The sequence below is a fragment of the Affinirhizobium lemnae genome (genome assembly GCF_022968395.1).
GTDB classification, from domain to species: domain Bacteria; phylum Pseudomonadota; class Alphaproteobacteria; order Rhizobiales; family Rhizobiaceae; genus Neorhizobium; species Neorhizobium lemnae.
This window is the reverse complement of record NZ_JALJQZ010000019.1, coordinates 13,839-40,776: the sequence shown is the minus strand read 5'-3', so window position 1 is coordinate 40,776 and position 26,938 is coordinate 13,839. Positions and strand designations below refer to the sequence as shown.

Genomic DNA, 26,938 nt, shown 5'->3' with positions numbered 1-26,938 from the left:
GCTTCGTTTCATTGCATTAGTCGAAAGTAGACGAAACGCAAATTTCGAAATTGAAAGATGCCACGGTTGATGAAGCTCATTCGCCGGCTTAGTGCCCTCGCCCTACCCCTCGCCCTGTCGGGCTGTGACCTCGTCGTGATGTCACCGTCCGGCGATATCGCCACGCAACAGCGCGATCTCATCATCGTTTCGGTGGTGCTGATGCTGCTGATCATCGTTCCGGTGATCTGCCTGACCTTTTACTTCGCGTGGCATTATCGCCGCTCGAATATCAACGCCAAGTATGATCCGGAATGGCACCATTCCACCCGTCTGGAAGTGGTAATCTGGGCAGCGCCGCTTGCCATCATTATTGCACTGGGCGCCGTCACCTGGGTTAGCACGCACCGGCTCGACCCCTATCGTCCGCTGGATCGCATCGACGCCAATCGCCCGGTGACGCCGGAAACAAAGACGATCACCATTGAAGTGGTGGCGCTCGACTGGAAATGGCTTTTCCTTTATCCGGAGCAAGGCATAGCGACGGTCAACGAGATCGCGGCTCCGATCGATACACCGATCGAATTCAAGATCACCGGCTCGACTGTTATGAATTCATTCTACATTCCGGCCCTTGCAGGTCAGATCTATGCCATGCCTGGCATGCAGACCAAGCTTCATGCGGTGATGAATAAGGAAGGCGTTTACGAAGGCTTCTCCGCCAATTATAGCGGCGACGGTTTCTCCGGCATGCGCTTCAAGTTCCACGGGATGTCCAATGACAACTTCGGACAATGGGTCGCACGTGTGAAGGAACAGGGATCCGCTCTGAACCGTGATGCGTATCTCAAGCTGGAACGCCCGAGCAACCGCGTACCCGTGACTTACTTTGCAACGGTTGAGGATGGGCTATACGACGCCATCCTCAACCTCTGCGTCAAGCCTGGCCAGATGTGCGCCAACGAGATGATGCACATCGATATGATGGGCGGTGCTGGCAAGGACAGCCACGAGAACCGCAAGCGGCTCGAATATGACACCCGTTGGTCTGCTGATGCCGGCCCGGGCGCAACACATCCGGCGACCGGCCATGGTGCCAAGGAGCCGACGCAAGCTGAAGGCGTGAATGCGCCGGCTGAAGCCCCCGCAGGCCATGAAGGCCACAGCGTGGCGCCAGACCAGCTCAATACGAACCCGAAGCCTTGATCAGGCTGGATAGGTAATTGGAAACTGCCATGTTTACGAACACAAACCTGATGGAATTCATTTTCGGACGGTTGTCATGGAGCTCACTCGCTTTTACCCATGACCCGATTATTCTGGCGACTTTCGTGGTCGTCGTCATCGGCGGCAGTGCTGTCGTCGGCGCGATCACCTATTTCCGCCTCTGGGGCTATCTCTGGAGGGAGTGGTTCACCAGCGTCGATCATAAAAAGATCGGCATCATGTACGTCATCCTGTCGCTCGTCATGTTGCTGCGAGGCTTCGCAGACGCTATCATGATGCGGACTCAACAGGCCATCGCCTTCGGCGCAAATGAGGGCTACCTGCCGCCATACCACTATGACCAGATCTTCACGGCCCATGGCGTGATCATGATCTTCTTCTTCGCCATGCCTTTGGTGACGGGAATCATGAACTATGTGGTTCCGCTACAGATCGGTGCACGTGACGTTTCCTTCCCGTTCCTGAATAATTTCTCGTTCTGGATGACGACGGCCGGTGCGGTCATCATCATGATATCCCTTTTTGTCGGTGAGTTTGCTCGTACGGGTTGGTTGGCCTATCCGCCGCTGTCGGGTGCCGACTATTCTCCAGGCGTGGGTGTCGATTATTACATTTGGGGCCTGCAGGTCGCCGGCGTGGGCACAACACTATCCGGTATCAACCTAATCGCGACAATCGTAAAGATGCGTGCGCCCGGCATGACCATGATGAAGATGCCGATCTTCACCTGGACATCGCTTTGCACGAACGTTCTGATTGTGGCATCCTTCCCGATCCTAACGGCAACACTCGTCCTTCTGACCCTGGACCGCTACGTTGGCACGAATTTCTTCACCAACGATCTGGGCGGCAATCCGATGATGTATGTGAACCTCATCTGGATCTGGGGTCATCCAGAAGTCTACATTCTCATTCTGCCCGCCTTCGGCATCTTCTCGGAAATCGTGTCGACCTACTCGGGCAAGCGCCTCTTCGGTTATGCCTCGATGGTCTATGCTACGGTCGTGATCACGATCCTGTCCTACATCGTCTGGCTGCACCACTTCTTCACCATGGGTTCGGGCGCAAGCGTCAACGCCTTCTTCGGCATCACGACCATGATCATTTCGATCCCGACTGGCGCGAAGATCTTCAACTGGCTCTTCACCATGTATCGCGGCCGCATTCGTTACGAAGTACCGATGTACTGGACGATTGGCTTCATGGTGACCTTCGTCATCGGCGGCATGACCGGCGTCATGCTGGCGATTCCTCCGGCCGACTTCGTGTTGCATAACTCGCTCTTCCTCGTCGCACACTTTCACAACGTGATCATCGGCGGCGTCGTATTCGGCCTGCTGGCGGGCATCAACTTTTGGTATCCGAAAGCCTTCGGCTATCGCCTCGATCCGTTCTGGGGCAAGATGTCCTTCTGGTTCTGGCTGACCGGTTTCTATTTCGCCTTCATGCCGCTTTACGTTCTCGGCCTGATGGGTGTAACGCGCCGCGTTAACCACTTCGAAGATCCATCCCTGCAGATCTGGTTCATCATCGCAGCCTTCGGTGCCTTCCTAATCGCCCTGGGTATTGCATCGTTTGTCATCCAGATCGTCGTCAGCTTCTTCAAGCGTGAACAGCTACGAGACACGACGGGCGATCCGTGGAATGGCCGTACGTTGGAATGGTCTACGTCCTCGCCGCCGCCAGAGTACAATTTCGCCTTCACGCCTGTCGTTTATGATCATGACAGCTGGTATGACATGAAGAACCGAGGCTACGTGCGTCCGCTGGAAGGATTCAAGCCGATCCACATGCCGAAGAATACCGGAACGGGTGTGATCCTCTCTGCATTCAGTGTCTCGCTGGCCTTTGGACTGATATGGTACATGTGGTGGCTCGCAGCCTTGTCGTTCATCGCCATTATGGTGGTGTCGATCGCACATACCTTCAATTACAAGCGTGACTACTATATCCAGGCCGAAACCGTCACAGCCACGGAGAACGCCCGGACCAAGCAGCTTGCGGAACAGGCTTGATCATCATGAGCAACACACAAGCGGCGACGTCCGAAAAACCCGTCTTTTACCTGACGGAAGAACATCATCCGGAAAACAGCACCAATCTGGGCTTCTGGATCTACCTGATGAGCGACTGCCTGATGTTCGCAGTGCTCTTTGCAACCTACGCAGTCCTCGGCCGCAACTATGCGGCCGGGCCATCGCCAGCCGATCTTTTTGATCTCAAGCTTGTGGCGATCAACACCGCCATGCTGCTCTTCTCCTCCATCACCTATGGCTTTGCCATGTTGCGGATGGAAAAGAGTGATAAGAGCGGCACCTTGATGTGGCTGGGCATCACCGGTCTCTTCGGCCTCGCCTTCCTTGCAATCGAGCTTTATGAATTCCACCACCTGATCCAAGAGGGCGCGACGCCGCAGCGTTCTGCATTCCTGTCGGCGTTTTTCGCGCTGGTCGGAACCCACGGTCTTCACGTTACCTTCGGCTGCATCTGGCTTGTAACGCTGATGGTACAGGTTGCAAAGTATGGCCTGATCGAAGACAATCGCCGCCGACTGATGTGCCTTTCCATGTTCTGGCACTTCCTCGACGTGATTTGGATCGGCGTCTTCTCCCTCGTTTATCTGGTAGGAGTGCTCGGATGAGTTCGCACCCTCACGCACCGGCGCATGAGAGCGCCCACAATACGCATCATGCTCACAGCCAGGGTCACGAGGCGGCCCACGGCAGCTTCAAGAGCTACATGACCGGCTTCATCCTGTCTGTCATCCTGACTGCCATTCCGTTCTGGTTGGTCATGGGTGACGTATTGGAGAGCCGCGCGCTCACCGTTGGCATCATCATCATTTTCGGCGGCATCCAGATGGTCGTCCACATGATCTACTTCCTGCATATGAACACCAGGTCGGAAGGCGGGTGGACCATGCTGGCGATGATATTCACAATCATCATCGTGGTCATCATGCTGGCGGGCTCCATGTGGGTCATGCACCACCTGAACACGAACATGATGCCGATGAGCCCCGAAATGATGAAGAACATGCCCTGACGGGCAGGTTTTTACAGAAGAGTGAAAATCATGATCGAGGCTCGCCACACAACCGCAAAACGCCATACAGCTTTTGCGGCCATCATGGCGGGCCTCGTTCTTGTTTTTCTGGGTCTTGGCACCTGGCAGGTGCAACGTCTGTTCTGGAAACTGGATCTGATCGCCCGCGTCGATTCCCGTATCCATGCAGAACCGGTTCCCGCCCCTCCCCCATCAACCAATGTCAGCACGGCGAATGACGAATACAAGCGTGTGACCGCGACTGGCCGCCTGTTGAACGACAAGGAGGCGCTCGTCCAGGCTGTCACGGAACTTGGCCCCGGCTTCTGGGTGGTCACACCACTTCAGACGGCGGATCAGGGGATCATCCTCATCAATCGCGGCTTCGTGCCAAAAGAAAAGCGGGATCCTGCTGTCCGCAAGGAAGCTCAATATACAGACCCCGTTACCATAACGGGCCTCTTGCGGATAAGTGAGCCGAAAGGCGGTTTTCTGCGCACTAATGATCCGTCAGCCGACCGGTGGTACTCCCGCGACGTGGAGGCGATCGCGAAGGCACGCAGCCTCACCAATGTCGCTCCCTATTTCATCGATACGGATGCGACACCCAACCCGGGTGGCTTTCCGGTGGGCGGGATGACCATTGTGAAATTCCGCAACAGCCATCTGGTCTATGCACTGACCTGGTACAGCCTTGCAGCCATGTCCGCAGGTGCGGTCTATTTTCTACTGAAACGCAAAAAGATGGTCAGCTGAAACTTCATTCCGTTTGCTTTGTTGGCCTTGCCAAAGGAGCAAGCAAGATAATGAGCATCAAACCCCAGAATGATCCCATCACAAGCCCGGAAGACAGCCGCCCGACAGCAGTTCGGAAACAGCGTGCCGGACGCAACATCGTGACCTTTTTTGTTATCTACGCGCTCGGCGCCTTCAGCCTCTACATTTTTATCGTGCTCTATGGGGCACTGACGTCCAACTGATCAGCGGGATGCTCTCAAAGCTTGCTCCCGGCTAACACCGAAGTGATCGAGGATCATCTGCACGTTGCGGCGGTGGGACTTGAAGTAGACGTCAAAGACATCGCCCAGCAACGGCACGCTGCCGAGTACTGCATCGACACCGATGTTGCCAGCCATTTGCAAAAGCTTGTTCTGTGGCATGCCCAGTCGTCTCGCCTCATTGATGATAAAGCCACCGATAAGCGCACCAGTGGCGTCACCCACAACAGGCAGCAGGCCCAGAAGGGAATCCGCGCCTAACCGAAGTCCAATTCCTGGAATGCGGACAGCGGAATCCATGACACGGGCAAGACGCACAAGCCGCCCGATCCGGCGCAGTTTTTCTGCGTCCAGTGCGCCCGTAGCATGAGCCCGACGAGAATTTCGAGAAGAAAACCCGAATTGAGCCTTTGCGCCTGCACCTGCCATTTTTCATGCCTCCAGAACGTCCGCGGTCCTATGACCGCGACCAGAGAAGTGGGAAGCACCAAGGGCGTTTGCAACAGTGATCGCCAATATATTAGTGACCGATCAGGTAACGGCTCCGACCTGCCACGGCACGAATTCATTGTCGCCGTAGTCGTAGATCTCGCTGAGTGTCTTCTGGCCAGATGCGACGGCAAGAACATGTTCGAAGATACGCTCTCCGGATTGCTCGATCGTTTCGTCACCCGTGACGATACCGCCGCAGTTCAGATCCATGTCCTCCTTCATGTGCTCATACATGTCGGTATTGGTTGCGATCTTGATGCAAGGCGAAGGCTTGAAACCGGAAACCGAGCCGCGGCCAGTGGTGAAACAGATGACATTGCAGCCGCCTGCCACCTGTCCGGTCACAGCAACCGGATCGTAACCGGGCGTATCCATGAAGACGAAGCCGGTTTGGGTGATAGTTTCTGCAAATTCGTAGACGGCTTTGAGCGGCATGGAGCCACCCTTGGCAACGGCACCGAGCGACTTTTCCAGAATGGTGGTCAGGCCTCCGAGCTTGTTGCCATGGGATGGATTGTTGTTCAGCTCATCACCGTTGCGGGCTGTGTAATCCCGCCACCAGTCAATCCGGTCCAGAAGCTTTTGCGCAACAGCGGCGGTCACCGCACGCCGAGTCAAAAGATGCTCGGCGCCATAAATCTCCGGTGTTTCGGACAGAACCGTCGTACCGCCATGGCGCACGATGAGATCCGAAGCATAACCCAACGCCGGATTGGCCGAAATGCCGGAATAGCCATCAGAGCCACCGCATTCCAGCGCCAGCTTCAGCTTGGAAAGCGGCTGCGGCGTGCGTTGCGCGGCATTCACCGATGGAAGCATTTCCTTGATCATCGCAATGGCCGCATCGATGGTCTTCTTCGTGCCGCCATATTGCTGGATCGTCATCGTCCGCAGACGATCCCCCTCCTCCATTTTGTAGTGTTCGAGGATCGGCGCGATCTGATTGGTCTCGCAGCCGAGACCGATCATCAGGATGCCGCCGAAATTGGGGTGGCGCGCATAGCCCTGAATGGTGCGGATAAGCAGGCGATACCCTTCCGACTTGTTGTTCAGCGCGCAGCCGCCGCCATGCGTCAGCGCCACGACACCATCAACATTCTCGAAGCCTTCCAGCCCTCCCATGCGATTGAAGTAATCGGCGATATAGCGAGAGACAGTGGCGGAACAGTTCACCGACGAGATGATGCCGATGTAGTTCCGTGTACCGGCACCGCCGATGCCACGATCATAACCCATGAAGGTGCGGCGCTCTTCCAGCGGCACCATGCCCTTTTCCTCGATATCGACACAGAATTGATGCTCGTGCTCTGAGGGCAACATGGCGAGATTGTGCAGATGCACATGCGAACCGGCCTCGATATCCTGCGTGGCGAGACCAATGATCTGGCCGTATTTGCGCACTTCATGACCCGAAGGAATAGCGCGAATGGCGACCTTGTGGCCGCGAGCAATCAGTTCGCGAGCATTGAGATCACGATAACCGGTCGGTTGTCCGGCGGGAATGGCGCGGCGGGCCACAGCCACATCATCGATTTCGTTGAGCAGAATGGTAGGCGAAACAGTATCACTCATGATGTCTTCCTCCTCCCCGGAGGTCCTTGGTTCAGCGAGCATTTCCAGCAAAAGTGTCGAGCGGTTTTGCGTCCGGAAATGCGTTGAAGAAATCGGCTAACGCGGTTCACTGTCGAGCCAGCGGCGTTTGGATTGTTCCAGATGACGGTGCATGGCTACCTGGGCCAGAAGAGGATCGCGAGCTTCGAGCGCGGCAAAAATCGCCTCGTGCTCGGAAAGAGCCAGACTCCAGATGTCCGGCGTCTCAAAATGCTCGCGCAATTGTGTTGCCAGTGGGCTATGCCGCTCATCGAAGAGATCACCGACAAGTCGCGTCAAAACACCGTTTCCAGCCTGCTGCGCGATAGTAAGGTGAAATTGACGGTCCAGTTCAACGGGCTTGCGCCCCTCGGCAACATCGGTGCGCATGCTTTCAAGAATCTGGCGAACGGATTTCAAACCCTCCAGTGTTATTCGGGCGCAGGCCTGTACAATGATCGTGCTCTCGACCATGGCCCGGGCCTCCATCAACTCGACCGGGCTTTCACCGATGGAGCTTGAAACGCTGCGCCGCTCGGTGCTGGAGCTGACATAGATGCCGGACCCCATGCGGATCTCGACGGCACCTTCGATCTCAAGCGCAATCAGGGCCTCGCGAAGAGACGGCCGTGAAACCCCCAGCTGCTGGGCGAGTTCCCGCTCCGCAGGCAAGCGCTGCCCCAGCCGGAAATGCCCCGTCTGGATCAAGGCGCGGATCTGGTCCGCCACCTGCTGGTAAAGCCGTCGCTCGACGGGCCGGATACTGTTCATGACGGCTCTCGATGATTTGGCCTTACCATAGGCATGGAAAAATAAACTGGCAAGACCGGCATAGATGCATTGAATTACAAGATCTATCATCAAACCTGCATGTGGTAACCGAAGGCTTTTCGAAATTGGCTTGACCAGTTTCATCAGCGCGCGTACCACTAGCCTCCAAGGGAGAATGCCTGGCAAATGTGACATGTCGGGCCGGAGGAAGACCTCGGATGAACATTACCGATCGACACATTCATGCACGTACCGGTGTCAGCCTGACTGGCATGGGCCTCGGCTGTGCCCAGATGGGCAATCTCTACCGTGTGACATCCTATGACGAATCCAAGAGCGCCTTCACGGCATCCTGGGATGCAGGGCTGCGCTACTTCGATACGGCCCCGTTTTACGGCTTCACCCGTTCCGAACGACGGCTCGGAACGATGCTGACTGATCTTCCGCGCGAAGATTATGTCGTGAGCACCAAGGTGGGGCGTGTGATGGTACCGGACGAGAGCGTCGGCCCGGAAGAACAGGGCTATGCAGAACCGCTGCCGTTTCGCCCGGTGTTCGACTACAACTATGACGGCGTCATGCGCTCCTTCGAGGCAAGCCAGCAGCGGCTGGGCATTCTCAAGCCCGACATTCTCTATGTGCACGACATCGGCACCGTGACCCATGGCGAGCAACACGAGCATTACTGGAGCCAGTTGACCGAAGGCGGCGGCTTCCGTGCGCTTGGCAAGCTGCGCGAGGAAGGCTCAACCCGCGCGATTGGCCTTGGTGTCAACGAATGGGAGATCATTCGCGATGCCATGCAGGTGGCCGACATCGACATCTGCATGCTGGCGGGAAGATACACGCTGCTGGAACAACAAAGCCTTTCCTTCATGGATGACTGCGCCAAAAAAGGCGTCGGCATCGTGATCGCCGGTGCCTTCAATTCCGGCATTCTGGCTGGCAACAGGAAATTCAATTATACGGACGCACCGCCTGAGTTGCTGGCGCGGGTGGATTCGCTACAGGCCGCCTGCGAGGAAGAAGGCGTGACCATGCAGGCCGCAGCCCTGCAGTTTCCGCTGGCCCATCCGGCCTCCCTCACCATTGTTTCCGGTGCGCGCAATGGCGAACAGTTGAAGGCCAACGCCGCCTGGTTCGCGGAAGACATCCCGGCCTCCTTCTGGTCCAACCTCAAGAAGCGCGGCCTGATCGCCGAGGGCGCTCCGGTTCCGGGTGATGGAGCCTGAGCACATGCCGGTGATTGACGCGCACCAGCACTTTTGGCGAATGGCAGACCGCGTTGGCGAATGGCCAACGCCGGATCTGGAACCAATCTTCCGCGATTTCGAACCGTCAGATCTCGAGCCGCTGCTGAAATCGGCCCAAGCGGATGGCACGATACTGGTCCAGACGCGTGAGAGCGAAGACGATACGGTCTACATGCTGGATCTGGCGGATCACCATGCCTTCATCAAGGGCGTCGTTGGCTGGACTGATCTGAAAGCACCGGATGCGGCAGAGCGCGTTCGCAAGTTTGCAAAGCATCCGAAGCTCAAAGGCCTGCGCCCCATGTTGCAGGGCATCAGCGATCTGAGATGGATCTGCGATTCTGCTGTCGAACCCGCAATAAAGACCATGATCGAGCATGATCTCGCCTTTGATGCGCTCATCCTGCCGCCGCATCTGCCGCATTTCCACGAATTTGCAAAACAGCATTCGCAACTTCGCATCGTCATCGACCATGGCGCCAAGGCCTATATCGCAGATGGCAAGATTAGCCTGTGGCGCAAGGGTATGGAGGCATTGAGCCAGCTTCCGAACGTCTCCTGCAAGCTGTCCGGCTTGCTGACGGAAGCAGGCGACCAGAAGCCCCAGGCAATCCGGCCCTATGCGGAAACCATTCTCGATCTCTTTGGACCTGAGCGCACCCTCTGGGGAAGTGACTGGCCGGTCTTGCGTCTGGCAGGCGACTATCAAGGCTGGCATGATCAGTGCCGCGAAATCGTTCCCACAGACCACCATCAGGCCGTCTTTGGCGGCAATGCTTCCACCTTCTATCGACTGAACGGATAAGACCATGCTGACCATCGTCTGCGATACCCCCGGAAGCCTGTCCGCCATCGAACGGGACAAGCCCGTTCCCGCTGCGGGCGAGGCGCTGGTGCGCATTCGTCGCGTCGGCGTATGCGGCACCGATCTGCACATCTTTACCGGCAATCAGCCCTATCTCTCCTATCCGCGCGTGATGGGTCACGAACTGGCGGCAACGATTGTGGAACCGGCAGAGGGGAGCCGCTTCGAGACCGGCGATACGGTATCGATAATCCCCTACATCTCCTGCGGAACCTGTGATGCCTGCCGCAAGGGGCGCACCAATTGCTGCCGCAATATCGGCGTGCTGGGCGTTCATCGGGATGGCGGGATGACGGAGTATCTCTGCCTGCCGGAAGAATTCCTGATCAAGGCCGATGGCCTGACGCTGGATCAGGCCGCCATGGTGGAGTTTCTGGCCATCGGTGCGCATGCGGTTCGCCGTGCCGGTCTTCGTGGCGGCGAGAAGGTGCTGATCGCGGGCGCGGGCCCGATCGGTCTCGCCGTCGCTCTGTTTGCAAAGCTGGAGGGTTCGGATGTGACGCTGATCGACAGCCGCCAGGATCGGCTGGATTTCGCGCGCGATCACCTCGGCATCACCTCGCTGGTTAAGCTTGGCGAGGGCGATCGGGAAGAGCTTTCACACATTACCGACGGCAATTTCTTCGAAGCCGTGTTCGATGCGACCGGCAACCCGAAGGCCATCGAGCGCGGCTTCGGCTTCGTCGCCCATGCGGGGACCTATGTTCTGGTTTCCATCGTGGCGTCCGACATTACCTTCAACGATCCTGAATTCCACAAGCGCGAAACGACACTGCTCGGCAGCCGCAACGCCACGATTTCAGACTTCGAATATGTGATGGCCGCCATGCGTGCAGGCGAAGTGCCGGATGCGCTGATCACCCATCGCATGAACCTCTCGGACGTACCGCAGCTTTTCGGTGGCCTGACCGACCCTGCTGCGGGTGTTGTGAAGGCAATGATCAGCGTGTGACGGATTTTGCATAAATCGTCCTTGCAAACAGATCTGCGAGGGGAAAATCTGCGCCATTACGACAAAGAGGCCAGAGAGCCGGGAGAAGAGACGAACATGGCGGATCTGAGAGGGAAGACGGTACTCATCACCGCTGCGGGGCAAGGCATCGGTCGCGCAAGCGCAATCGCCTTCGCCAAGGCGGGGGCCTCGGTTCATGCGACGGATATCAACGAGAAGACGCTGAAGGAATTGCCCAAGCTCGGCGGCCTGAGAACACGTACGCTCGACGTGCTGGATGAGGCAGCCGTGACGGCCTGCGTCGATTACATCGGGCAGGTGGACGTACTGTTCAATTGTGCAGGCGTCGTCCACGGCGGCTCCATTCTCGAAATGAAGGATAGCGACCTCGATTTCGCCATCGACCTCAACGTCAAGGCGATGATCCGCACCATTCGCGCCGTGCTTCCGGGCATGATCGAGCGCAAGGATGGCGCGATCATCAACATGTCTTCCGTCGCCTCCAGCATCAAGGGCGTGCCGAACCGTTTCGCCTATGGCGTCTCGAAGGCAGCCGTGATCGGCCTGACCAAGGCCGTCGCCGCCGACTATGTGGCGCACAATATTCGCTGCAACGCCATCTGCCCCGGCACGGTCGATAGCCCGTCCTTGCAGGAGCGCCTGCGTGCGCAGGGCGATTATGAAAAGGCCCGCGCAGCCTTCGTGGCTCGCCAGCCGATCGGCCGCATTGGCGACCCGGAAGAGATTGCCGATCTCGCCGTCTATCTGGCAGGTGCCACCTACACATCCGGTCAGGCCATCGCCATCGACGGCGGCTGGACCATCTGAATCACGCATCAAGAAGGACTTGAACATGAAACTGCTTCGTTACGGCGCGCCCGGTTCCGAACGTCCGGCCATGGTGGACGCCAATGGCAAGATCCGCGATATTTCCGCCCATGTGGCCGATCTGTCCGGCTCCGTTCTGGACCCGGCCAATCTGGCAAAGCTGGCTGCCCTGGACGCATCTTCTCTGCCGGAAGTGGCAGCCTCCGAACGTCTTGGCCCCTGCGTCGCCAATACCGGCAAGTTCATCTGCATCGGCCTTAACTATTCGGATCACGCCGCAGAATCCGGCATGGCGGTTCCGCCGGAGCCAGTCATCTTCATGAAGGCAAGCTCCGCCATCTGCGGCCCGAACGACGATGTGCTGATCCCGCGCGGCTCTGAAAAGACCGACTGGGAAGTCGAGCTTGGCATCGTCATCGGCAAAAAGGCGAAATACGTGTCCGAAGCGGAAGCATTGGATTACGTGGCTGGCTACTGCGTGAGCCACGATGTATCCGAGCGCGCTTTCCAGACCGAGCGTTCCGGCCAGTGGACCAAGGGTAAATCCTGCGACACCTTCGGTCCCATAGGCCCCTGGCTGGTGACAAAGGATGAGGTTGCCGATCCGCAGAACCTCAACATGTGGCTCAAGGTCAACGGTGAAACCATGCAGAACGGCTCCACCGCCACCATGGTTTATGGCGTGGCCTTCCTCGTGTCCTATCTCAGCCAGTTCATGAGCCTGCATCCGGGTGATGTCATTTCCACCGGCACGCCTCCGGGCGTCGGCATGGGTCTGAAGCCGCCGCGCTATCTCAAGCCCGGAGATGTCGTCGAGCTCGGCATTGAAGGCCTCGGCACACAGAAGCAGACTTTCCGCGCCGATACATAAGCCGCGCCGATACCTGATCGTCTCTTACTCATAAAGCTGCCCGGAGAATGAGCATGGCCAAAATAACCGACATGCGGATCGTCGATCTCAGGTTCCCGACATCGCAGAGCCTTGATGGTTCGGATGCCATGAACCCGGATCCCGATTATTCGGCAGCCTATGTGATCCTCGAAACCGACGTGCCCGGCCTTGCCGGGCATGGCCTGACCTTCACCATCGGCCGCGGCAATGACATCTGCTGCATGGCCATCGAGGCGATGCGCCATCTTGTGGTGGGAAGTGATCTCGCAACCTTCAAGGCGGCACCCGGCAAGTTCTGGCGCCATCTGACGGGCGATAGCCAGTTGCGCTGGATCGGGCCAGACAAGGGCGCCATACACCTTGCGACCGGTGCCGTGGTCAACGCCTTCTGGGATCTTCTTGCAAAACAGGAAGGCAAACCCGTCTGGCGGCTGGTGGCGGACATGTCACCGGAAGATATCGCTGATATCGTCGACTACCGCTATCTGACTGACGCGCTGACCCGCGAGGAAGCGATTGCGATTCTGAAGCGAGCCGAGGCTGGCAAGGCGGAACGCATCGCGACCCTCGAACGCGAAGGTTACGCCTGCTATACGACTTCTGCCGGATGGCTGGGCTATGACGACGAGAAGCTGCGCCGACTGTGCCAGGAGGCAATCGACGCGGGCTTCAACCACATCAAGATGAAAGTGGGGCGCGATCTTGAGGATGATATCCGCCGCCTGCGCATTGCCCGCGAAGTGATTGGCCCAGACCGCTACCTGATGATTGATGCCAATCAGGTCTGGGAAGTTGATCAGGCCATAGACTGGGTGAAGCAGCTTTCCTTCTGCAAGCCCTTCTTCATTGAAGAACCGACAAGCCCTGATGATGTGGCCGGTCACCGAAAGATCCGCCAGTCCATTGCGCCGGTAAAGGTCGCAACGGGCGAGATGTGCCAGAACCGCATCATGTTCAAGCAGTTCATCGCGGAAGGCGCTATCGACATCGTGCAGATCGATAGTTGCCGCATGGGCGGGTTGAACGAGGTTCTGGCCGTTCTGCTGATTGCGGCGAAGTTTGGCCTGCCGGTATGGCCGCATGCCGGTGGCGTGGGGCTGTGCGAATATGTGCAGCACCTTTCGATGATCGACTATGTGGCGGTGTCCGGCACCAAGGAAGGCCGCGTCATCGAATATGTCGATCATCTGCATGAGCATTTCCTCGACCCATGCCGTATCGAGAACGCCGCCTATATGCCGCCTTCCATGCCCGGTTTTTCCATTGAAATGAAACCGGAAACGCTGGTGCAATTCCAGTTCGCCGCGACGAAAGCCAGTACCGGCGACAGCCGTCCAGCTTGAGAACGCGAAGTCTCTAACCGGATTCTGTTCCAGAAAAATCGCAACCAAACGCGCATTTTCTCGTTTGGCCTCCTGTGCAGGCCCGTCTCAAACGCGGGCCTGACGTCTCATTGCCTCGAATTTCGGGGTGAAATGCGATGAAGACAGCGAGGTAAGGACAGAACAGTGTGTGGCATCTGCGGAGAAATTCGGTTCGACGGCACCCAGCCCTCCCCCATGGTACAGGCCAGAATGATGGAGGCGATCGCGCCTCGCGGGCCGGATGGTTCAGGTCTCGTCATTCATGGTTCGACTGCACTTGCGCATCGGCGCTTGTCGATCATCGATCTTTCAGAAAAGGCACGCCAGCCCATGGTGGATGGCGAACTCGGCCTGACGATTGCCTTCAACGGCTGCATATACAACTATCCCGAACTGCGGGCTGATCTCGAGGCGGAAGGCTACCGCTTCTTCTCGCATGGAGATACGGAAGTCATCCTCAAAGCGTGGCATGCCTGGGGCATAGACTGCGTCAACCGCTTTCACGGCATGTTCGCCTTCGTCATCCATGAGCGTGATACGAACCGCGTGGTGATGGCCCGCGACCGCTTCGGCATCAAGCCGCTCTATCTGGCGAATGTCGATGGTGCGGTCCGTTTTGCCTCGTCCCTGCCCGCGCTCGTTCAGGGCGGCGGCATCGATACCTCCATCGACCGTATCGCACTCCATCATTACATGAGCTTCCACGCCGTGGTGCCGCCACCGCGCACGATCCTGAATGGCGTGAAGAAATTTCCCCCGGCAACCATCCGCGTAATCGAACCCGATGGCAGCGAGACGGACACCCGTTACTGGAACCCGCCCTATGAGCGTGATGCCTATATGGCAGGTCTGTCACGTGAGGACTGGCGGGACCTGGTCCTGGGTTCTCTGCGCGCGGCTGTAAAGCGCCGCACCGTGGCAGATGTACCCGTCGGCGTGCTGCTCTCTGGCGGTGTGGACTCCAGCATCATTACCGGGCTGTTGGCCGAACAGGGTCAGAACGATCTGATGACCTTTTCCGTCGGCTTTGAGGAATCGAATGGCGAAAAGGGTGACGAGTTCGTCTATTCCGATCTGATCGCAAAACATTTCGGTACCGACCATCACAAGATCTTCGTGCCATCCGACCAGCTGATGGCGGCCCTTCCCGGCGTGATCTCGGCCATGTCGGAACCCATGGTCTCCTACGACAATGTGGGCTTCTACCTGTTGGCCAAGGAAGTGTCGAAGCACATTCGCGTCGTGCAATCGGGCCAGGGTGCCGATGAGGTATTTGGCGGCTATCACTGGTATCCACCTCTTGGGGATTCAAAGGATGTCGTGGGTGATTACGCCCGTGTGTTCTTCGACAGGAACCACGAGACCCTGAAGAGCCAGTTGGGCGATGACTGGATTGCCGATCACGATGCAAGCCTTGAACTTGTGCGTGCGCATCTGACGCAAGCAGGAGCAGCCACGCCCGTGGATGCCGCCCTTCGCCTCGACAGCCAGGTGATGCTGGTGGACGATCCGGTCAAGCGCGTCGACAACATGACCATGGCCTGGGGACTGGAAGCACGCGTCCCCTTCCTCGATCACGAATTGGTGGAGCTGGCCGCAAAAATCCCGCCGGAATTCAAGCTGAACGAAGGCGGCAAGGGCGTTCTCAAGGACGCTGCCCGCCTTGTGGTGCCGCATGAGGTGATCGACCGGAAGAAGGGCTATTTCCCCGTTCCGCAGCTGAAATATGTCGATGGGCCCTATCTGGACATGGTGCGCGACGCCATGTCTTCGCAGGCTGCCCGCGAGCGCTCGATCTTCCGGCCAACCTATCTCGACCGGCTTTTCACAAATCCCTCCGATCACATCACGCCGCTGCAGGGCTCCGAACTCTGGCAGGTTGGCCTTCTGGAACTATGGCTGCAGGCGCAAGGAATCTGACAATGACGACCAAGAGCACGGAACGTATGCAGCGCTTTCGCAGCGACAAGGCTGTGGCCCATCGGTTGAAACGCCAACGATTTGAATCCCTACGCAAAACCGGCCAGACCCATGAGGATGGCCCATCGCCCTCGGCCTGCGTGGATTGCGGCTGGGGACGGCTGATTTTCGCGCAGACCTTCGATGACGCAGGCGAGCTGGCGGCAGCGCTGCGGGAAGAGGCGCCGGAACATCGCGATATTGCCGTTTATGTCGGTGATCCGCATGTGCTGCTGGCGGAAGCACCGCAGGAAATCTTTCTCGATCCCTCGCATACCTTCCGTCTCGAGCTTTCCACCTATCGCTCTGGCCGTAAGCAGCCTCGCGGCTTCTTTGTGCGCCGCCTGACATCGGAAGCCGATGCTCGAGCGGTGAACCGCATCTATGCCTCGCGCGGCATGGTGCCGGTTCGCCCGGATTTCTTCTGGTCGAACCGCGACAACCGAGCCATCACCTATCTGGTGGCGGAAGACGAACAGACCGGCGAAGTGATCGGCACGGTGACCGGCGTTGACCACATGCGCGCCTTTTCCGATCCCGAACAGGGTTCCTCGCTGTGGTGCCTGGCGGTTGATCCTCAGGCGCGACATGCCGGTATTGGTGAGACGCTGGTGCGCAGGCTTGGCGAGCATTTCAAGGCGCGCGGCAATGCCTTCATGGATTTGTCCGTACTGCACGACAACGAACAGGCGATTGCACTGTATGAGAAGCTCGGCTTCCGTCGCATTCCAGCCTTTTCCGTCAAGCGCAAGAATTCCATCAACGAGCGCCTCTATGCCAGCCCGCTAGAGGCCTATGTTGCGCTAAACCCCTATGCGCGCCTGCTGGTAGACGAGGCCCGGCGACGTGGCGTGCATGTGGAAATCACCGATGCGGAGGGCGGCTTCTTCCGGCTTTCGCATGGCGGCCGCTCCGTGCTTTGCCGCGAGAGCCTGACCGAACTGACATCCGGGGTTGCCATGTCGATCTGCGATGACAAGGCCGTGACCCGCCGCGTGGTGGAGCGGGCTGGCATTATCGTTCCCGAGCAAATGACGGCGGGCGAGGATGAGGCGGCGCTTGTCTCATTTCTCGAGAAGCATGGACGCGTGGTGGTGAAGCCTGCCCGTGGCGAACAGGGTCGCGCCGTGGCCGTTGGGCTTGTCACGCTGGACGAGGTGAAGGCTGCCATTCAGGCCGCCCGCGAAATGTGCGACCGGGTGCTGATCGAAGCCTGCTTTGAAGGTGAAGACCTGCGTCTGGTGGTCATCGATTTCAAGCTGGTGGCTGCGGCCGTCCGCCGCCCGCCGCATGTGGTAGGCGATGGGCGTTCCACGGTTCGGGAACTGATCGAGCGGCTTTCGCGCCGCCGTGCTGCTGCCACTGGCGGCGAAAGCAACATTCCGGTTGATGCGGAAACGGAGCGCTGCCTCTCCATGTCCGATGTGACGTTCGACGATGTGCTGGAGGAAGGTCGTGAGATTGCGGTGCGCAAGGCGGCCAACCTGCATACTGGCGGTTCTATTCATGATGTGACCGAGATCGTGCATCCGCGTCTCGTCGAGGCGGCCATCAACGCGGCTCGCGCCATCGATATTCCAGTCGTCGGCATCGATCTGATGGTGAAAAGCCCGACCGAGCCGGACTATGTGTTCATCGAGGCCAATGAGCGTCCCGGCTTGGCCAATCACGAGCCGCAACCGACTGCGGAACGGTTCATCGATCTGCTCTTTCCGCTTTCGGGCCATCGCGCAGCACGGCACGCGCTGGGACGGATTTGAGCAAGGCCATGCAGATTACCATCGATGAAAACTATCTGCTGCGGCAGCTTGCGGCACTGCTGCAGATCGACAGCCCCACCGGTTATACCGATGAAGTGGTTCTCTATTGCGCGGAGGAGTTGAAACGGCTTGGCCTTTCGCCGGAACTGACGCGGCGTGGCGCCATTCGCGCGGTCCGCCAGGGAAGCCGAAGGGCCGGAGCACGCGCCATCGTCGCCCATGTGGATACGCTGGGCGCACAGGTGAAGGCGATCAAGGATAATGGCCGGCTGGAACTGGTGCCGATCGGCCATTGGTCCGCCCGTTTTGCCGAGGGTGCGCGGGTGACGATCTATGGCACCGGCGGCATTCATCGCGGCACTATCCTGCCGCTCAAGGCATCCGGCCATACCTTCAACGAAGAGGTGGATACGCTGCCCGTCGGCTGGGCCTATGTGGAGGTTCGCATCGATGCAATCACCCGTTCGGCTGATGAGACCTTGAAGCTTGGCATCGAGGTGGGCGATATCGTCGCCATCGATACGGGCACGGAGTTTCTGGAAAACGGCTTCATCAATTCCCGCCATCTGGATGACAAGGCCGGTGTGGCAATTGCACTGGCGGCCATCGAGGCACTGGAGCGAGCCAGTGCCAGCACACCGGTTGATACGCATTGGCTTTTTACCATTGCGGAAGAAGTGGGCGTCGGTGCCTCCTCCATTGTCACGTCCGAGATCGCTTCGATGCTGACCATCGACAACGGCACGACCGCACCGGGGCAGAATTCCTCCGAATTCGGCGCGACGATTGCCATGGCGGACCAGACCGGTCCCTTCGATTTCCACCTGACGCGCAAGCTGGTGGAGCTTTGCCGCGAAAACCAGATCCCATACCAGAAGGATGTATTTCGCTACTACCGCTCCGATTCAGCCTCGGCGTTGGAAGCAGGGCATGACATTCGTACAGCTTTGGTGACCTTCGGTGTCGATGCCTCGCATGGCTACGAGCGCATCCACAAACACGCGCTTTTCTCGGTCGCGCGGCTGGTCGCGGCCTTTGCGGTCAGCCCCGTAAAGATCAGACGGGATGCAAACGAGATGTCGGGGCCGGAAGGCTTTACCCATCTTCCCATTCGCGATGTGAACGAATGAAAAAAGAAAAGGCCGGGCGGAGGAGAGCCACCCGGCCTTGATGCGAAATCCGAAGGAGGATCACGGATTGTCGCGTTTGAAGATCCAGTCATGGTCGGGATGGTTCTGGAACCGCCATTTACGCATCGGGCCAGCCATCACGTTGAGATAATACATCTCATATCCGTAAGGCGCGCCGCACGGATGATGACCTTTCGGCACCAGCACGACATCGCCGCTGGAGACCGCCATTGTTTCATCCAGCGAACCGTCTTCAGTGAAAACACGCTGGAAGCCGAAGCCTTGGGCTGGGTTGAGACGGTGATAATAGGTCTCTTCCAGATAGGTCATTTCCGGATAATTGTCCTCATCGTGCCGGTGCGGCGGATAGGACGACCAATTGCCCGACGGCGTGAAAACTTCCGTGACCAGAAGGCTATCGGCGACATCGCGATCTTCCATGGCAATCGGGAAGATATGGCGCGTATTGGCGCCCTTGCCGCGCTCCGTGAGGTTGATGCCTGCCGGGCCGATGACTTGCGCCTCACGACCAGGCTTGGCCGGTGCCGTGCAGATGGCGAGCGTGCAATCCGTCGTCGCTTCTGCCGTCCAGTCGGAACCGGCAGGAACATAGACGCAGTGCGGCGGCTTTTTCTCGAACACATTCATGCGGTCGCCAAGCTCGCCGAAATCCTTACCCGAGCCGGAAATCTTCGCCTTGCCTTCGACGAGAACCAGAATGACTTCCGTTTCCCCGGTGGGTTCAGCGGCCTTCTCACCCGGCTTCAGGTGGTAAAGGCCGAAGCCTACATAGCCCCAATTGGCGCTTTCCGGCGTGATGTCATGCACCTTGCCGGATGTGCCCGAAGGCTTGCGCAAGAGATTGCTCATTCCTCGTCTCCTTCCCGCTGAGCTTGAGCGGCAGCCTTCTTGGCTTCCGCATCCGCAATCGAACGGTCATACATGATGAGAAGTTCATAGGCCGCATAGCCAGCGGCACCTAAAAACAGAATTGCCCAACCCCACGACTGGTTCAGGGCTTCGACGCCACCCCAAAGGGCAGGCAACACGACCGTGAGAACCCGCCGCCACAGCGGCTTGAAGAAAGGATGCGTGGGATCGAGCAGTTTCAATGTGTTCATCCTTGGAACGAGGGTTAAATCAGACCCGCATCCTTGGCGAAGCCCTTCAGCGATTTCAAGCCGAGGCTCTGATATTCGAAGGGATTGCGCACATCAGGGTCCTGTTCAGCTTCAATGACGATCCAGCCCTCATAGCCATGCTCTGCCGCAATCTTCAGAACCGGCGGGAAATTGACGCCGCCTTCCGCATCGCCCGGAACGGTGAACACGCCACGGCGCACACCTTCGAGGAAGGAGAGTTTCTCATTGCGAACCTGCTCTGCGATCACAGGACGTACGTTCTTGGCATGGATATGGCCGACGCGGTGCATGTATTTCTTCGCAACCGCTTCCGGGTTTCCGCCACCGAAATAGCAATGACCGGTGTCGAGCAGCAACTTGGCATGCGGGCCGGCGTGCTGCATCAGCTTGTCGATTTCCTCTTCGCTCTCGACCACCGTTCCCATGTGGTGATGGTAGACGAGCGAAATGCCTTGGGAGGCTGAGAACTCCGCCAGTGCCTCAACGCCTGCGCCAAACTTTGCCCAATCGGCTTCTGCCAGCTTCGGGCGGTCGGCGAGCGCCGTATCATCGGCGCCATGAATGGCGTTGGAGGTTTCGCAGACGATGATGACCTTGCAGCCCATTTCCTTCAGCACATCGAGGAAAGGCTGCATGGCCGCCTTTTCTTCCTCAACCGTGTTGGTGAGCAGGTTCAGCGAATGCCAGCCGGAGACGAATTTCAGGCCACGCGGCTCCAGAACGGATTTGAGGCCTGCCGGATCGGTCGGCAGCTTGTGGCCCTTCTCGATGCCGTCGAAACCGATCTTGGCGGTTTCATCCAGGCACTGCTCCAGGCTGATGTGCGCGCCGAGCGAACGGTCGTCATCATTGGACCAGGCAATCGGGTTTGTACCGAAGAGGATCATCTTACATTCTTTCCTTCAGGGCAGCTTCGTAGGCGGCGCGCGCCGTGTTGACTTGCTTGCGGGCCGAGACTTCCGGCACGGCGACATCCCACCAATGGCCACCCGCACCCGGTGTCGGATAAGGGTCCGTATTGATGACGATCACCGTTGTCTGCGTTGCCTCACGGGCAGAGGCGAGCGCAGTTTCCAGTTCCGCGATGGACGAGACCTTGGTGGATTTCGCGCCCATGGCAGCAGCATGTGCGGCAAAATCGATCGCCATCGGGCTGACATTCGTATGGGCGTAGAGGTTGTTGAACTCTGCACCGCCAGTACCCATCTGCAGCCGGTTGATGCAGCCGTAGCCCCGGTTATCGGTAATCACCACGGTGATCTTCACGCCCATGCCGACGGCGGTCGCAAGCTCCGAATTCATCATCATGTAGGAGCCATCGCCCACCATGACGATAACATCCCGCTCCGGCTCCGCCATCTTGATGCCAAGGCCGCCGGCAATCTCATAACCCATGCAGGAGAAGCCGTATTCCATATGGTAGGAAAGCGGCAGCTTGGCTTTCCACAGCTGGTGAAGCTCACCGGGCATGGTGCCCGCCGCACACATGACGACGGTGTTATCCCTCGAAGCGCGCTGAACCGCACCGATGACCTGCATATCTGTCGGCAGCGTGTTGGCTTCTTGAGGTGCGGCAGTCACCGCATCCGCCTTGGCAAACCAGCTGGTCTTGAGGTTCGCATCGGGACTAGCGAAACGATGATCGCCAAGTGCCGCCGAAATCTTCTCAAGGCCGACCTTGGCATCGGCGACCAGCGGAATGGCATCATGCTTGGCGCTGTCATAAGGCTGAACATTCAGCGCCAGAATCTTGCGGTTGGGGTTCTTGAACAGCGCCCAGGAACCGGTGGTGAAGTCCTGGAAACGCGTACCGACGCCAATCACCAGATCGGCATTTTCCGAAACGATGTTTGCGCTTTCGCAGCCGGTGACGCCAACGGGGCCGAAGTTCAGTCCGTGATCCCAGGCAAGCGCTGACTTTCCGGCCTGCGTTTCGACAACCGGAATCTGGTGCTTTTCGACAAAGCTCTTCAGCGTATCCGTGGCACCAGAGAAATGCACGCCACCGCCTGCGACGATGACAGGGTTCTGCGCGGCCTTGATGGCGGCGATAGCGGCTTCCAGTTCCACCAAATCCGGCTCTGGACGACGGAAGCGCCATGTCTTTTTCGCGAAGAAGCTTTCCGGGTAATCGTAAGCCTCCGCTTGCACATCCTGACAGAAGGCGAGCGTTACCGGACCGCAATCGGCCGGGTCCGTCAGCGTTCTGAACGCACGCGGCAGGGCCGTCAAAAGCTGTTCTGGCCGCTCGATCCGGTCGAAATAGCGGCTGACCGGCTTGAAGCAATCATTGGCGGAAATCGTACCGTCTTCGAAATCCTCGATCTGCTGGAGAACCGGATCGGGGCCACGATTGGCGAACACGTCGCCGGGAATGAAGAGAACCGGCAGACGGTTGACATGCGCAAGTGCCGCAGCCGTGACCATGTTCAGCGCGCCGGGACCGATGGAAGACGTGACTGCCATGGCACGACGTCGACCAAGCTGCTTGGCATAAGCAATGGCCGCATGCGCCATGCTCTGCTCATTCTGGCCGCGATAAGTCGGCAGTTCCTCGCGAATGCCGTAGAGCGCTTCACCCAGACCGGCCACATTGCCGTGGCCAAAGATGGCCCAGACACCGGCGATATAGGGAACGCCATCCTCATTCAGCTGATTGGCAAGGTAGCGCACAAGTGCCTGCGCCGCCGTCAGACGGATCGTTTTCATGCCTTTCCTCCCACTGTTCCCTTGACAGCTTCGGCCTTGGCTTCGGCGCGAGCTCTATCCCAAACCGCGCACAGGCTCTTGTATCGGGCCACCATATCCTCCACGGCGGCCTCATCGCTGATCTGACCGGAGAGCCACTTGCGGGCAGCATCGCCGAAGATGGTGCGGCCAACTGCAAAACCCTTGACCAGATCGAAACCGGCGGCAAGCGCAAAGCTCTCCTCAAGCTCTGCCTGCGGGGCATCCAGACCCAGCACCACGATGCCACGGATGTGCGTATCGTGACGTTCTACCGCAGCACAGGCATTGGCCCAGGCAGCATTCGTCTTCATCGGCTCCAGCTTCCACCAATCGGGATAGACGCCGATCTCATAGAAGCGATCAATGATCTTCGCCGTCGTCTCGTCATCGATAGCGCCGACCTTGGATGGAATAACCTCCAGCAGGAATTCAAGGCGGTTGCGGCGCGAGGCTTCGAACAGGCGCTTCACCGTCTCTTCCTGTTTTTCCTTCACCTCAGCCGTATCGTCGGGATGATAGAAGCAGAGCACCTTCACCACATGTTCGGCAGCCCATTCGCTCAAGCCGCCGCAATCGAGCCCGAGTTCCGGCTCCAGCGTCAGCGGGCGCGAACCCGGCCATTCGGCAGGGCGACCGATCCAGAGACCCGTTCCGGCAGCGGCATAAAGCGCTTCCTTGCCGAGGCGGCCATCGCAGAGGATGCCGTAACCGCGCTCTCCGCCAGCCACGGAGGTGGCAGCCTGCAAGCAGAGCTTCTTGAAGGCACCGATACGATCCGTCGGGACGCCCGCCTCTTCCGCCATGGCTTCCAGCTGCATGCGGTGATCGAAAGCGAATACCCGCATGGTCGACCAGTCACCCTTGCGGTTGGTGGACCAGTGAACCTGCTCAAGGGCTGCATCCTTGCGCAGCGCCTTGTTCTTGATGCCGGTTTTGAAGAAATATTGCAGCTCTTCCCAGCTCGGGTAAGCGGGTGCGCAGCCATGGCGCGACACGGCAAAGGCACCGCAGGCATTGGCATATTTCAGCGCCGTCGGCCAATCTTCACCCGTCAGCCAGCCCTTCAGCAGGCCAGCCATGAAGCCATCGCCGGCACCCAGCACGTTGAAGACCTCGATCGGGAAGCCGGGGCCGGTCTGACCCTTGTCGAGTCTATCCGGGATTTCGCCCTCAAAGACCGCCGCGCCCATGGGCCCGCGCTTGCACACAAGTGCAGCCTTGGAGACCTTGCGTACAGCGCGCAGCGCTTCCAGCGTATCGGTGGAGCCGCCCGCGATATGGAACTCCTCTTCCGTGCCGACGATCAGGTCGAACAGATGCAGCGTGCTTTGCAGCTTGGCGGTGACCTTGGCCGATTCCACGAAACGGCTTTCGCCATCGCCATGGCCCGCCACACCCCACAGGTTCGGGCGGTAATCGATATCGAGCGCCGTCTGCGCGCCATGTTCGCGCGCCAGCTTCAGCGCCTTCATCACAGCCGCTTCCGTGCGGGTGTGCGAAAGATGCGTGCCGGTGACCGTGATGCATCGGGATTCTGCGATGAAGGCCGAGTCGATATCGTCTTCGCAGAGCGCCATGTCAGCGCAATTTTCGCGGTAGAAGATCAGCGGGAACTGGTTCTCGTCGCGAATGCCCAGCAGCACCAGCGCCGTCAGGCGTTCCGGGTCGGTGACGACACCGCGCACATCCACGCCTTCGCGCACCAGCTGTTCGCGAATGAAGCGACCCATATGCTCGTTACCCACACGGGTGATCAGCGCACTCTTCAGGCCAAGGCGCGCAGCCCCGGCTGCAATATTCGTCGGAGAGCCGCCAATATATTTGTTGAAGGAGGACATATCCTCCAGCCGGCCACCCACCTGGGCGCCATAAAGATCGACGGACGAGCGTCCGATGGTAATCACGTCGAGTGGCTTCAAGAGGCCCTCCCTTTGGCCGCAGATGGCGCTTTAAGTCAGCGCGACGGCACCTCCCGTGCCGATCAGTTATTTTGGACTATAAATTCTATTTTTGACGCTTTCAATACGAATATTCAGTTTTTGCGTTTTGCTCCGACTGCTGCCGACAGGGCGATGGCGACACAGAGTGTGGCAGACAGCGAACGAAACGCCCCGAAATCCACTTCCGAGACTGTGAGGATCGTCGCACCCATCTTGCGAAGCGGATTGACGGAGGTATCTGTCAGCGCCACCACGGGCACGCCCCGCGCCCGAACCGCCTCCACCAGATCCAGTGTTTCCGCCGAATAAGGCGAGAAGGTAATGGCGAGCAGCGCATCACCCGGACGGATAGCGGCGGAACTATCCAGCCTGCCTGCGACACTGTGCAGCATGGCAGGTACCTGCATTTTTTCCAGCGCATAGGCGATGTAACTGGCCACCGGAAACGACCGGCGCAGACCGATGATATGCACGAGATTGGCGCCAGCAAGAGTTTCCACCGCATCCTCAAGCGCCTGAGGATCAACGGATTTCAGCAGATTTTCCAGTGAAGCCCGCCCAGCCTCGACGAACTCCGCAAGAAGGCGTGGACCGCTATGCTCGCCCATGTCCCTCAGATGGTCGAGCCGGGTGGAATAATCCGGCCAGCCGCCCACGTAGTTTTCGCGAAACAGCCGCTGCATTTCCGAATAACCGGAAAAGCCCATGATCTGGCAGAACCGCATGAAGGCCGAGGGTTGAACACCCGCCGCTTCCGCCATTTCGGCAACGGTCGATACGGCAATGCGGTCTATATTGGAAGCCACATAGTCTGCGCACTGCTTCAAGCGCTTGGGCAAAGAGGCCGAGACTTCCAGAAGCTTTTCCTCGAATTCCACCACACTCGCCGGTGCCACACCCTGCGCCATGCAATCGTCCCTTTTCTACGCTTGACATAAATATGGCTACACTCTAGCAAAATGGAACAGATATTCCAAACGCGTTTGGAACAAAAATTCTATCAATATATCAAGTGGAGGAGAACCCCATGGTAACGAGATTGGCCCTGCTCGGTGCAGGACGTATCGGCAAGGTGCATGCAAAGGCGATTGCGTCCGATCCTCGCGCAAAGCTCGTGGCTGTCGTGGACGCCATGGAAGCGGCAGCAAAGGCCATTGCCGATGAGGCAGGCGCAGAGGTCAGCACCATTGACGCTGTGCTGGCCAACAAGGATGTGGACGCGGTCATCATCTGCACGCCCACCAACACGCATGCGGACCTGATCGAAAAGTTCGCCCGCGCCGGCAAGGCCATCTTCTGCGAAAAGCCGATCGATCTGGATGTTGCCCGTGCTCAGGCCTGCATCGACGTGGTGAAGGAAACCGGGGCCAAGGTCATGCTCGGCTTCAACCGCCGCTTCGACCCGCATTTCCAGGCGGTTCGCAAGGAAATCGACAAGGGCACCATCGGCAAGGTCGAGATGGTGACGATCACCAGCCGCGATCCGGGCGCACCGCCGGTCGAATACATCAAAGTGTCCGGTGGCATCTTCCGCGACATGACCATCCACGATCTGGACATGGCGCGCTTCCTGCTGGGCGAAGAGATCAAGTCCGTCTTCGCAACCGGTGCCGTTCTGGTCGATCCGAAGATCGGCGAAGCCGGTGATTATGATAGCGCGAGCCTGATCCTCACCACGGCAAGCGGTCGTCAGGCGGTGATCTCCAATTCGCGTCGCGCAACCTATGGCTATGACCAGCGCATCGAAGTGCATGGCTCGCTGGGTTCGGTTGCTGCGGAAAATCAGCGTCCGGTTTCCATCGAAGTCGCCAACAAGGATGGTTACACCCGCCCGCCGCTGCATGATTTCTTCATGACGCGCTACACGGAAGCCTATGCGGCTGAAATCAAGGCTTTCATCGATACGGTTGAGAACGGCGCTGCCGCTTCGCCTTCCGCCGAAGATGGCTTGATCGCACTCAAGCTTGCCGATGCAGCGCTGAAATCTGCCCAAACAGGTGCAGCCGTTTCACTCTGATCTA

General features: G+C 58.5%; 25 protein-coding genes. 16 read left to right on the top strand and 9 right to left on the bottom strand.

All coding sequences use genetic code 11. The features are described 5' to 3' along the window. The first annotated feature begins 57 nt into the window (after positions 1–57). From cyoA to MUU53_RS13265, 6 genes are read left to right on the top strand one after another with little or no spacing between them, the layout of a single operon-like run. Positions 58–1,185, top strand: a complete 1,128-nt coding sequence (gene cyoA / locus MUU53_RS13290; protein WP_247261316.1) for a ubiquinol oxidase subunit II — start codon at positions 58–60, stop codon at positions 1,183–1,185. Positions 1,186–1,214: 29 nt separating this feature from the next. After that, positions 1,215–3,221 (top strand): cytochrome o ubiquinol oxidase subunit I, encoded by a 2,007-nt coding sequence (cyoB, locus tag MUU53_RS13285; RefSeq protein ID WP_247261315.1) that lies wholly within the window; start codon positions 1,215–1,217, stop codon positions 3,219–3,221. Positions 3,222–3,226: 5 nt separating this feature from the next. Continuing rightward, complete coding sequence (gene cyoC, locus MUU53_RS13280) at positions 3,227–3,847, top strand: cytochrome o ubiquinol oxidase subunit III (RefSeq protein ID WP_247261314.1); 621 nt, start codon at positions 3,227–3,229, stop codon at positions 3,845–3,847. After that, positions 3,844–4,251, top strand: coding sequence for a cytochrome o ubiquinol oxidase subunit IV (gene cyoD / locus MUU53_RS13275; RefSeq protein ID WP_247261313.1), 408 nt, complete (start codon positions 3,844–3,846; stop codon positions 4,249–4,251). Before cyoC ends, cyoD begins: the two co-directional genes overlap by 4 nt. Positions 4,252–4,281: 30 nt before the next feature. After that, positions 4,282–5,007, top strand: coding sequence for an SURF1 family protein (locus MUU53_RS13270; protein WP_281435129.1), 726 nt, complete (start codon positions 4,282–4,284; stop codon positions 5,005–5,007). 50 nt (positions 5,008–5,057) lie between these two features. Then, on the top strand, positions 5,058–5,231 hold the full coding sequence (locus MUU53_RS13265) for a hypothetical protein (RefSeq protein ID WP_247261312.1): 174 nt from the start codon (positions 5,058–5,060) through the stop codon (positions 5,229–5,231). Here the strand turns inward: MUU53_RS13265 and MUU53_RS13260 are convergent, their stop codons facing one another. The 3 genes from MUU53_RS13260 to MUU53_RS13250 form a co-directional block, all read right to left on the bottom strand. Further along, positions 5,232–5,678 carry a DUF4112 domain-containing protein gene (locus tag MUU53_RS13260; protein ID WP_247261311.1) on the bottom strand — a complete coding sequence of 149 codons (447 nt, stop codon included), beginning with the start codon at positions 5,676–5,678 and terminating at the stop codon, positions 5,232–5,234. A gap of 102 nt (positions 5,679–5,780) precedes the next feature. Further along, on the bottom strand, positions 5,781–7,313 hold the full coding sequence (locus MUU53_RS13255; RefSeq protein WP_247261310.1) for a UxaA family hydrolase: 1,533 nt from the start codon (positions 7,311–7,313) through the stop codon (positions 5,781–5,783). 96 nt (positions 7,314–7,409) lie between these two features. Then, positions 7,410–8,102 carry a FadR/GntR family transcriptional regulator gene (locus MUU53_RS13250; protein WP_247261309.1) on the bottom strand — a complete coding sequence of 231 codons (693 nt, stop codon included), beginning with the start codon at positions 8,100–8,102 and terminating at the stop codon, positions 7,410–7,412. 218 nt (positions 8,103–8,320) lie between these two features. Here MUU53_RS13250 and MUU53_RS13245 point away from each other — a divergent pair, with 218 nt between their 5' ends. The 9 genes from MUU53_RS13245 (at position 8,321) to MUU53_RS13205 (ending at position 19,105) form a co-directional block, all read left to right on the top strand. Next, positions 8,321–9,334, top strand: coding sequence for an aldo/keto reductase (locus MUU53_RS13245; RefSeq protein WP_247261308.1), 1,014 nt, complete (start codon positions 8,321–8,323; stop codon positions 9,332–9,334). 4 nt (positions 9,335–9,338) lie between these two features. Continuing rightward, the gene (locus tag MUU53_RS13240) at positions 9,339–10,160 is read left to right on the top strand and encodes an amidohydrolase family protein (protein WP_247261307.1); all 822 of its coding nucleotides are present in this window, start codon (positions 9,339–9,341) and stop codon (positions 10,158–10,160) included. A 4-nt stretch (positions 10,161–10,164) separates the two neighbouring features. Next, a complete protein-coding gene (locus MUU53_RS13235) occupies positions 10,165–11,172 on the top strand; it encodes a zinc-binding alcohol dehydrogenase family protein (RefSeq protein ID WP_247261306.1) in 1,008 nt (335 codons plus the stop codon). 96 nt (positions 11,173–11,268) lie between these two features. Next, a complete protein-coding gene (locus MUU53_RS13230) occupies positions 11,269–12,000 on the top strand; it encodes an SDR family oxidoreductase (protein WP_247261305.1) in 732 nt (243 codons plus the stop codon). A gap of 25 nt (positions 12,001–12,025) precedes the next feature. Then, a complete protein-coding gene (locus MUU53_RS13225; RefSeq protein ID WP_165134422.1) occupies positions 12,026–12,871 on the top strand; it encodes a fumarylacetoacetate hydrolase family protein in 846 nt (281 codons plus the stop codon). Between the two features lie 53 nt (positions 12,872–12,924). Further along, positions 12,925–14,235 (top strand): L-fuconate dehydratase, encoded by a 1,311-nt coding sequence (locus MUU53_RS13220; RefSeq protein WP_247261304.1) that lies wholly within the window; start codon positions 12,925–12,927, stop codon positions 14,233–14,235. Between the two features lie 165 nt (positions 14,236–14,400). Next, positions 14,401–16,176: an N-acetylglutaminylglutamine amidotransferase gene (locus MUU53_RS13215; RefSeq protein WP_247261303.1), complete on the top strand. Its 1,776-nt coding sequence runs from the start codon at positions 14,401–14,403 to the stop codon at positions 16,174–16,176. Positions 16,177–16,178: 2 nt separating this feature from the next. Next, the gene (ngg, locus tag MUU53_RS13210) at positions 16,179–17,975 is read left to right on the top strand and encodes an N-acetylglutaminylglutamine synthetase (protein ID WP_247261302.1); all 1,797 of its coding nucleotides are present in this window, start codon (positions 16,179–16,181) and stop codon (positions 17,973–17,975) included. Positions 17,976–17,983: 8 nt separating this feature from the next. Then, on the top strand, positions 17,984–19,105 hold the full coding sequence (locus MUU53_RS13205) for an osmoprotectant NAGGN system M42 family peptidase (RefSeq protein WP_247261301.1): 1,122 nt from the start codon (positions 17,984–17,986) through the stop codon (positions 19,103–19,105). A 60-nt stretch (positions 19,106–19,165) separates the two neighbouring features. Here the strand turns inward: MUU53_RS13205 and iolB are convergent, their stop codons facing one another. The 6 genes from iolB to MUU53_RS13175 form a co-directional block, all read right to left on the bottom strand. Beyond that, positions 19,166–19,975: a 5-deoxy-glucuronate isomerase gene (gene iolB / locus MUU53_RS13200; protein WP_062555911.1), complete on the bottom strand. Its 810-nt coding sequence runs from the start codon at positions 19,973–19,975 to the stop codon at positions 19,166–19,168. Continuing rightward, positions 19,972–20,217, bottom strand: coding sequence for a hypothetical protein (locus MUU53_RS13195; RefSeq protein ID WP_247261300.1), 246 nt, complete (start codon positions 20,215–20,217; stop codon positions 19,972–19,974). The genes iolB and MUU53_RS13195 overlap by 4 nt, the downstream gene beginning before the upstream one ends. A 23-nt stretch (positions 20,218–20,240) precedes the next feature. After that, positions 20,241–21,134: a myo-inosose-2 dehydratase gene (iolE, locus tag MUU53_RS13190; protein WP_247261299.1), complete on the bottom strand. Its 894-nt coding sequence runs from the start codon at positions 21,132–21,134 to the stop codon at positions 20,241–20,243. Position 21,135: 1 nt separating this feature from the next. Beyond that, the gene (gene iolD, locus MUU53_RS13185; protein WP_247261298.1) at positions 21,136–22,956 is read right to left on the bottom strand and encodes a 3D-(3,5/4)-trihydroxycyclohexane-1,2-dione acylhydrolase (decyclizing); all 1,821 of its coding nucleotides are present in this window, start codon (positions 22,954–22,956) and stop codon (positions 21,136–21,138) included. Then, the gene (locus MUU53_RS13180; protein WP_247261297.1) at positions 22,953–24,896 is read right to left on the bottom strand and encodes a bifunctional 5-dehydro-2-deoxygluconokinase/5-dehydro-2-deoxyphosphogluconate aldolase; all 1,944 of its coding nucleotides are present in this window, start codon (positions 24,894–24,896) and stop codon (positions 22,953–22,955) included. The genes iolD and MUU53_RS13180 overlap by 4 nt, the downstream gene beginning before the upstream one ends. Positions 24,897–25,009: 113 nt before the next feature. Next, positions 25,010–25,825 carry a MurR/RpiR family transcriptional regulator gene (locus MUU53_RS13175; RefSeq protein ID WP_247261296.1) on the bottom strand — a complete coding sequence of 272 codons (816 nt, stop codon included), beginning with the start codon at positions 25,823–25,825 and terminating at the stop codon, positions 25,010–25,012. Positions 25,826–25,944: 119 nt separating this feature from the next. Here MUU53_RS13175 and iolG point away from each other — a divergent pair, with 119 nt between their 5' ends. Beyond that, positions 25,945–26,934: an inositol 2-dehydrogenase gene (iolG, locus tag MUU53_RS13170; protein WP_247261295.1), complete on the top strand. Its 990-nt coding sequence runs from the start codon at positions 25,945–25,947 to the stop codon at positions 26,932–26,934. Positions 26,935–26,938 lie beyond the last annotated feature (4 nt).

Bases quoted from the DNA above. Each gene is read 5' to 3' on its own strand.
- MUU53_RS13205 (WP_247261301.1), top strand. From the start codon at position 17,984: ATGCAGATTACCATCGATGAAAACTATCTGCTGCGGCAGCTTGCGGCA.
- cyoA (WP_247261316.1), top strand. From the start codon at position 58: ATGCCACGGTTGATGAAGCTCATTCGCCGGCTTAGTGCCCTCGCCCTA.
- MUU53_RS13240 (WP_247261307.1), top strand. From the start codon at position 9,339: ATGCCGGTGATTGACGCGCACCAGCACTTTTGGCGAATGGCAGACCGC.
- MUU53_RS13245 (WP_247261308.1), top strand. From the start codon at position 8,321: ATGAACATTACCGATCGACACATTCATGCACGTACCGGTGTCAGCCTG.
- MUU53_RS13265 (WP_247261312.1), top strand. From the start codon at position 5,058: ATGAGCATCAAACCCCAGAATGATCCCATCACAAGCCCGGAAGACAGC.
- iolB (WP_062555911.1), bottom strand. From the start codon at position 19,975: ATGAGCAATCTCTTGCGCAAGCCTTCGGGCACATCCGGCAAGGTGCAT.
- cyoC (WP_247261314.1), top strand. From the start codon at position 3,227: ATGAGCAACACACAAGCGGCGACGTCCGAAAAACCCGTCTTTTACCTG.
- iolE (WP_247261299.1), bottom strand. From the start codon at position 21,134: ATGATCCTCTTCGGTACAAACCCGATTGCCTGGTCCAATGATGACGAC.
- MUU53_RS13260 (WP_247261311.1), bottom strand. From the start codon at position 5,678: ATGGCAGGTGCAGGCGCAAAGGCTCAATTCGGGTTTTCTTCTCGAAAT.
- cyoB (WP_247261315.1), top strand. From the start codon at position 1,215: ATGTTTACGAACACAAACCTGATGGAATTCATTTTCGGACGGTTGTCA.
- iolG (WP_247261295.1), top strand. From the start codon at position 25,945: ATGGTAACGAGATTGGCCCTGCTCGGTGCAGGACGTATCGGCAAGGTG.
- MUU53_RS13250 (WP_247261309.1), bottom strand. From the start codon at position 8,102: ATGAACAGTATCCGGCCCGTCGAGCGACGGCTTTACCAGCAGGTGGCG.
- ngg (WP_247261302.1), top strand. From the start codon at position 16,179: ATGACGACCAAGAGCACGGAACGTATGCAGCGCTTTCGCAGCGACAAG.
- cyoD (WP_247261313.1), top strand. From the start codon at position 3,844: ATGAGTTCGCACCCTCACGCACCGGCGCATGAGAGCGCCCACAATACG.
- MUU53_RS13255 (WP_247261310.1), bottom strand. From the start codon at position 7,313: ATGAGTGATACTGTTTCGCCTACCATTCTGCTCAACGAAATCGATGAT.
- MUU53_RS13225 (WP_165134422.1), top strand. From the start codon at position 12,026: ATGAAACTGCTTCGTTACGGCGCGCCCGGTTCCGAACGTCCGGCCATG.
- MUU53_RS13220 (WP_247261304.1), top strand. From the start codon at position 12,925: ATGGCCAAAATAACCGACATGCGGATCGTCGATCTCAGGTTCCCGACA.
- MUU53_RS13175 (WP_247261296.1), bottom strand. From the start codon at position 25,825: ATGGCGCAGGGTGTGGCACCGGCGAGTGTGGTGGAATTCGAGGAAAAG.
- MUU53_RS13230 (WP_247261305.1), top strand. From the start codon at position 11,269: ATGGCGGATCTGAGAGGGAAGACGGTACTCATCACCGCTGCGGGGCAA.
- iolD (WP_247261298.1), bottom strand. From the start codon at position 22,956: ATGAAAACGATCCGTCTGACGGCGGCGCAGGCACTTGTGCGCTACCTT.
- MUU53_RS13235 (WP_247261306.1), top strand. From the start codon at position 10,165: ATGCTGACCATCGTCTGCGATACCCCCGGAAGCCTGTCCGCCATCGAA.
- MUU53_RS13270 (WP_281435129.1), top strand. From the start codon at position 4,282: ATGATCGAGGCTCGCCACACAACCGCAAAACGCCATACAGCTTTTGCG.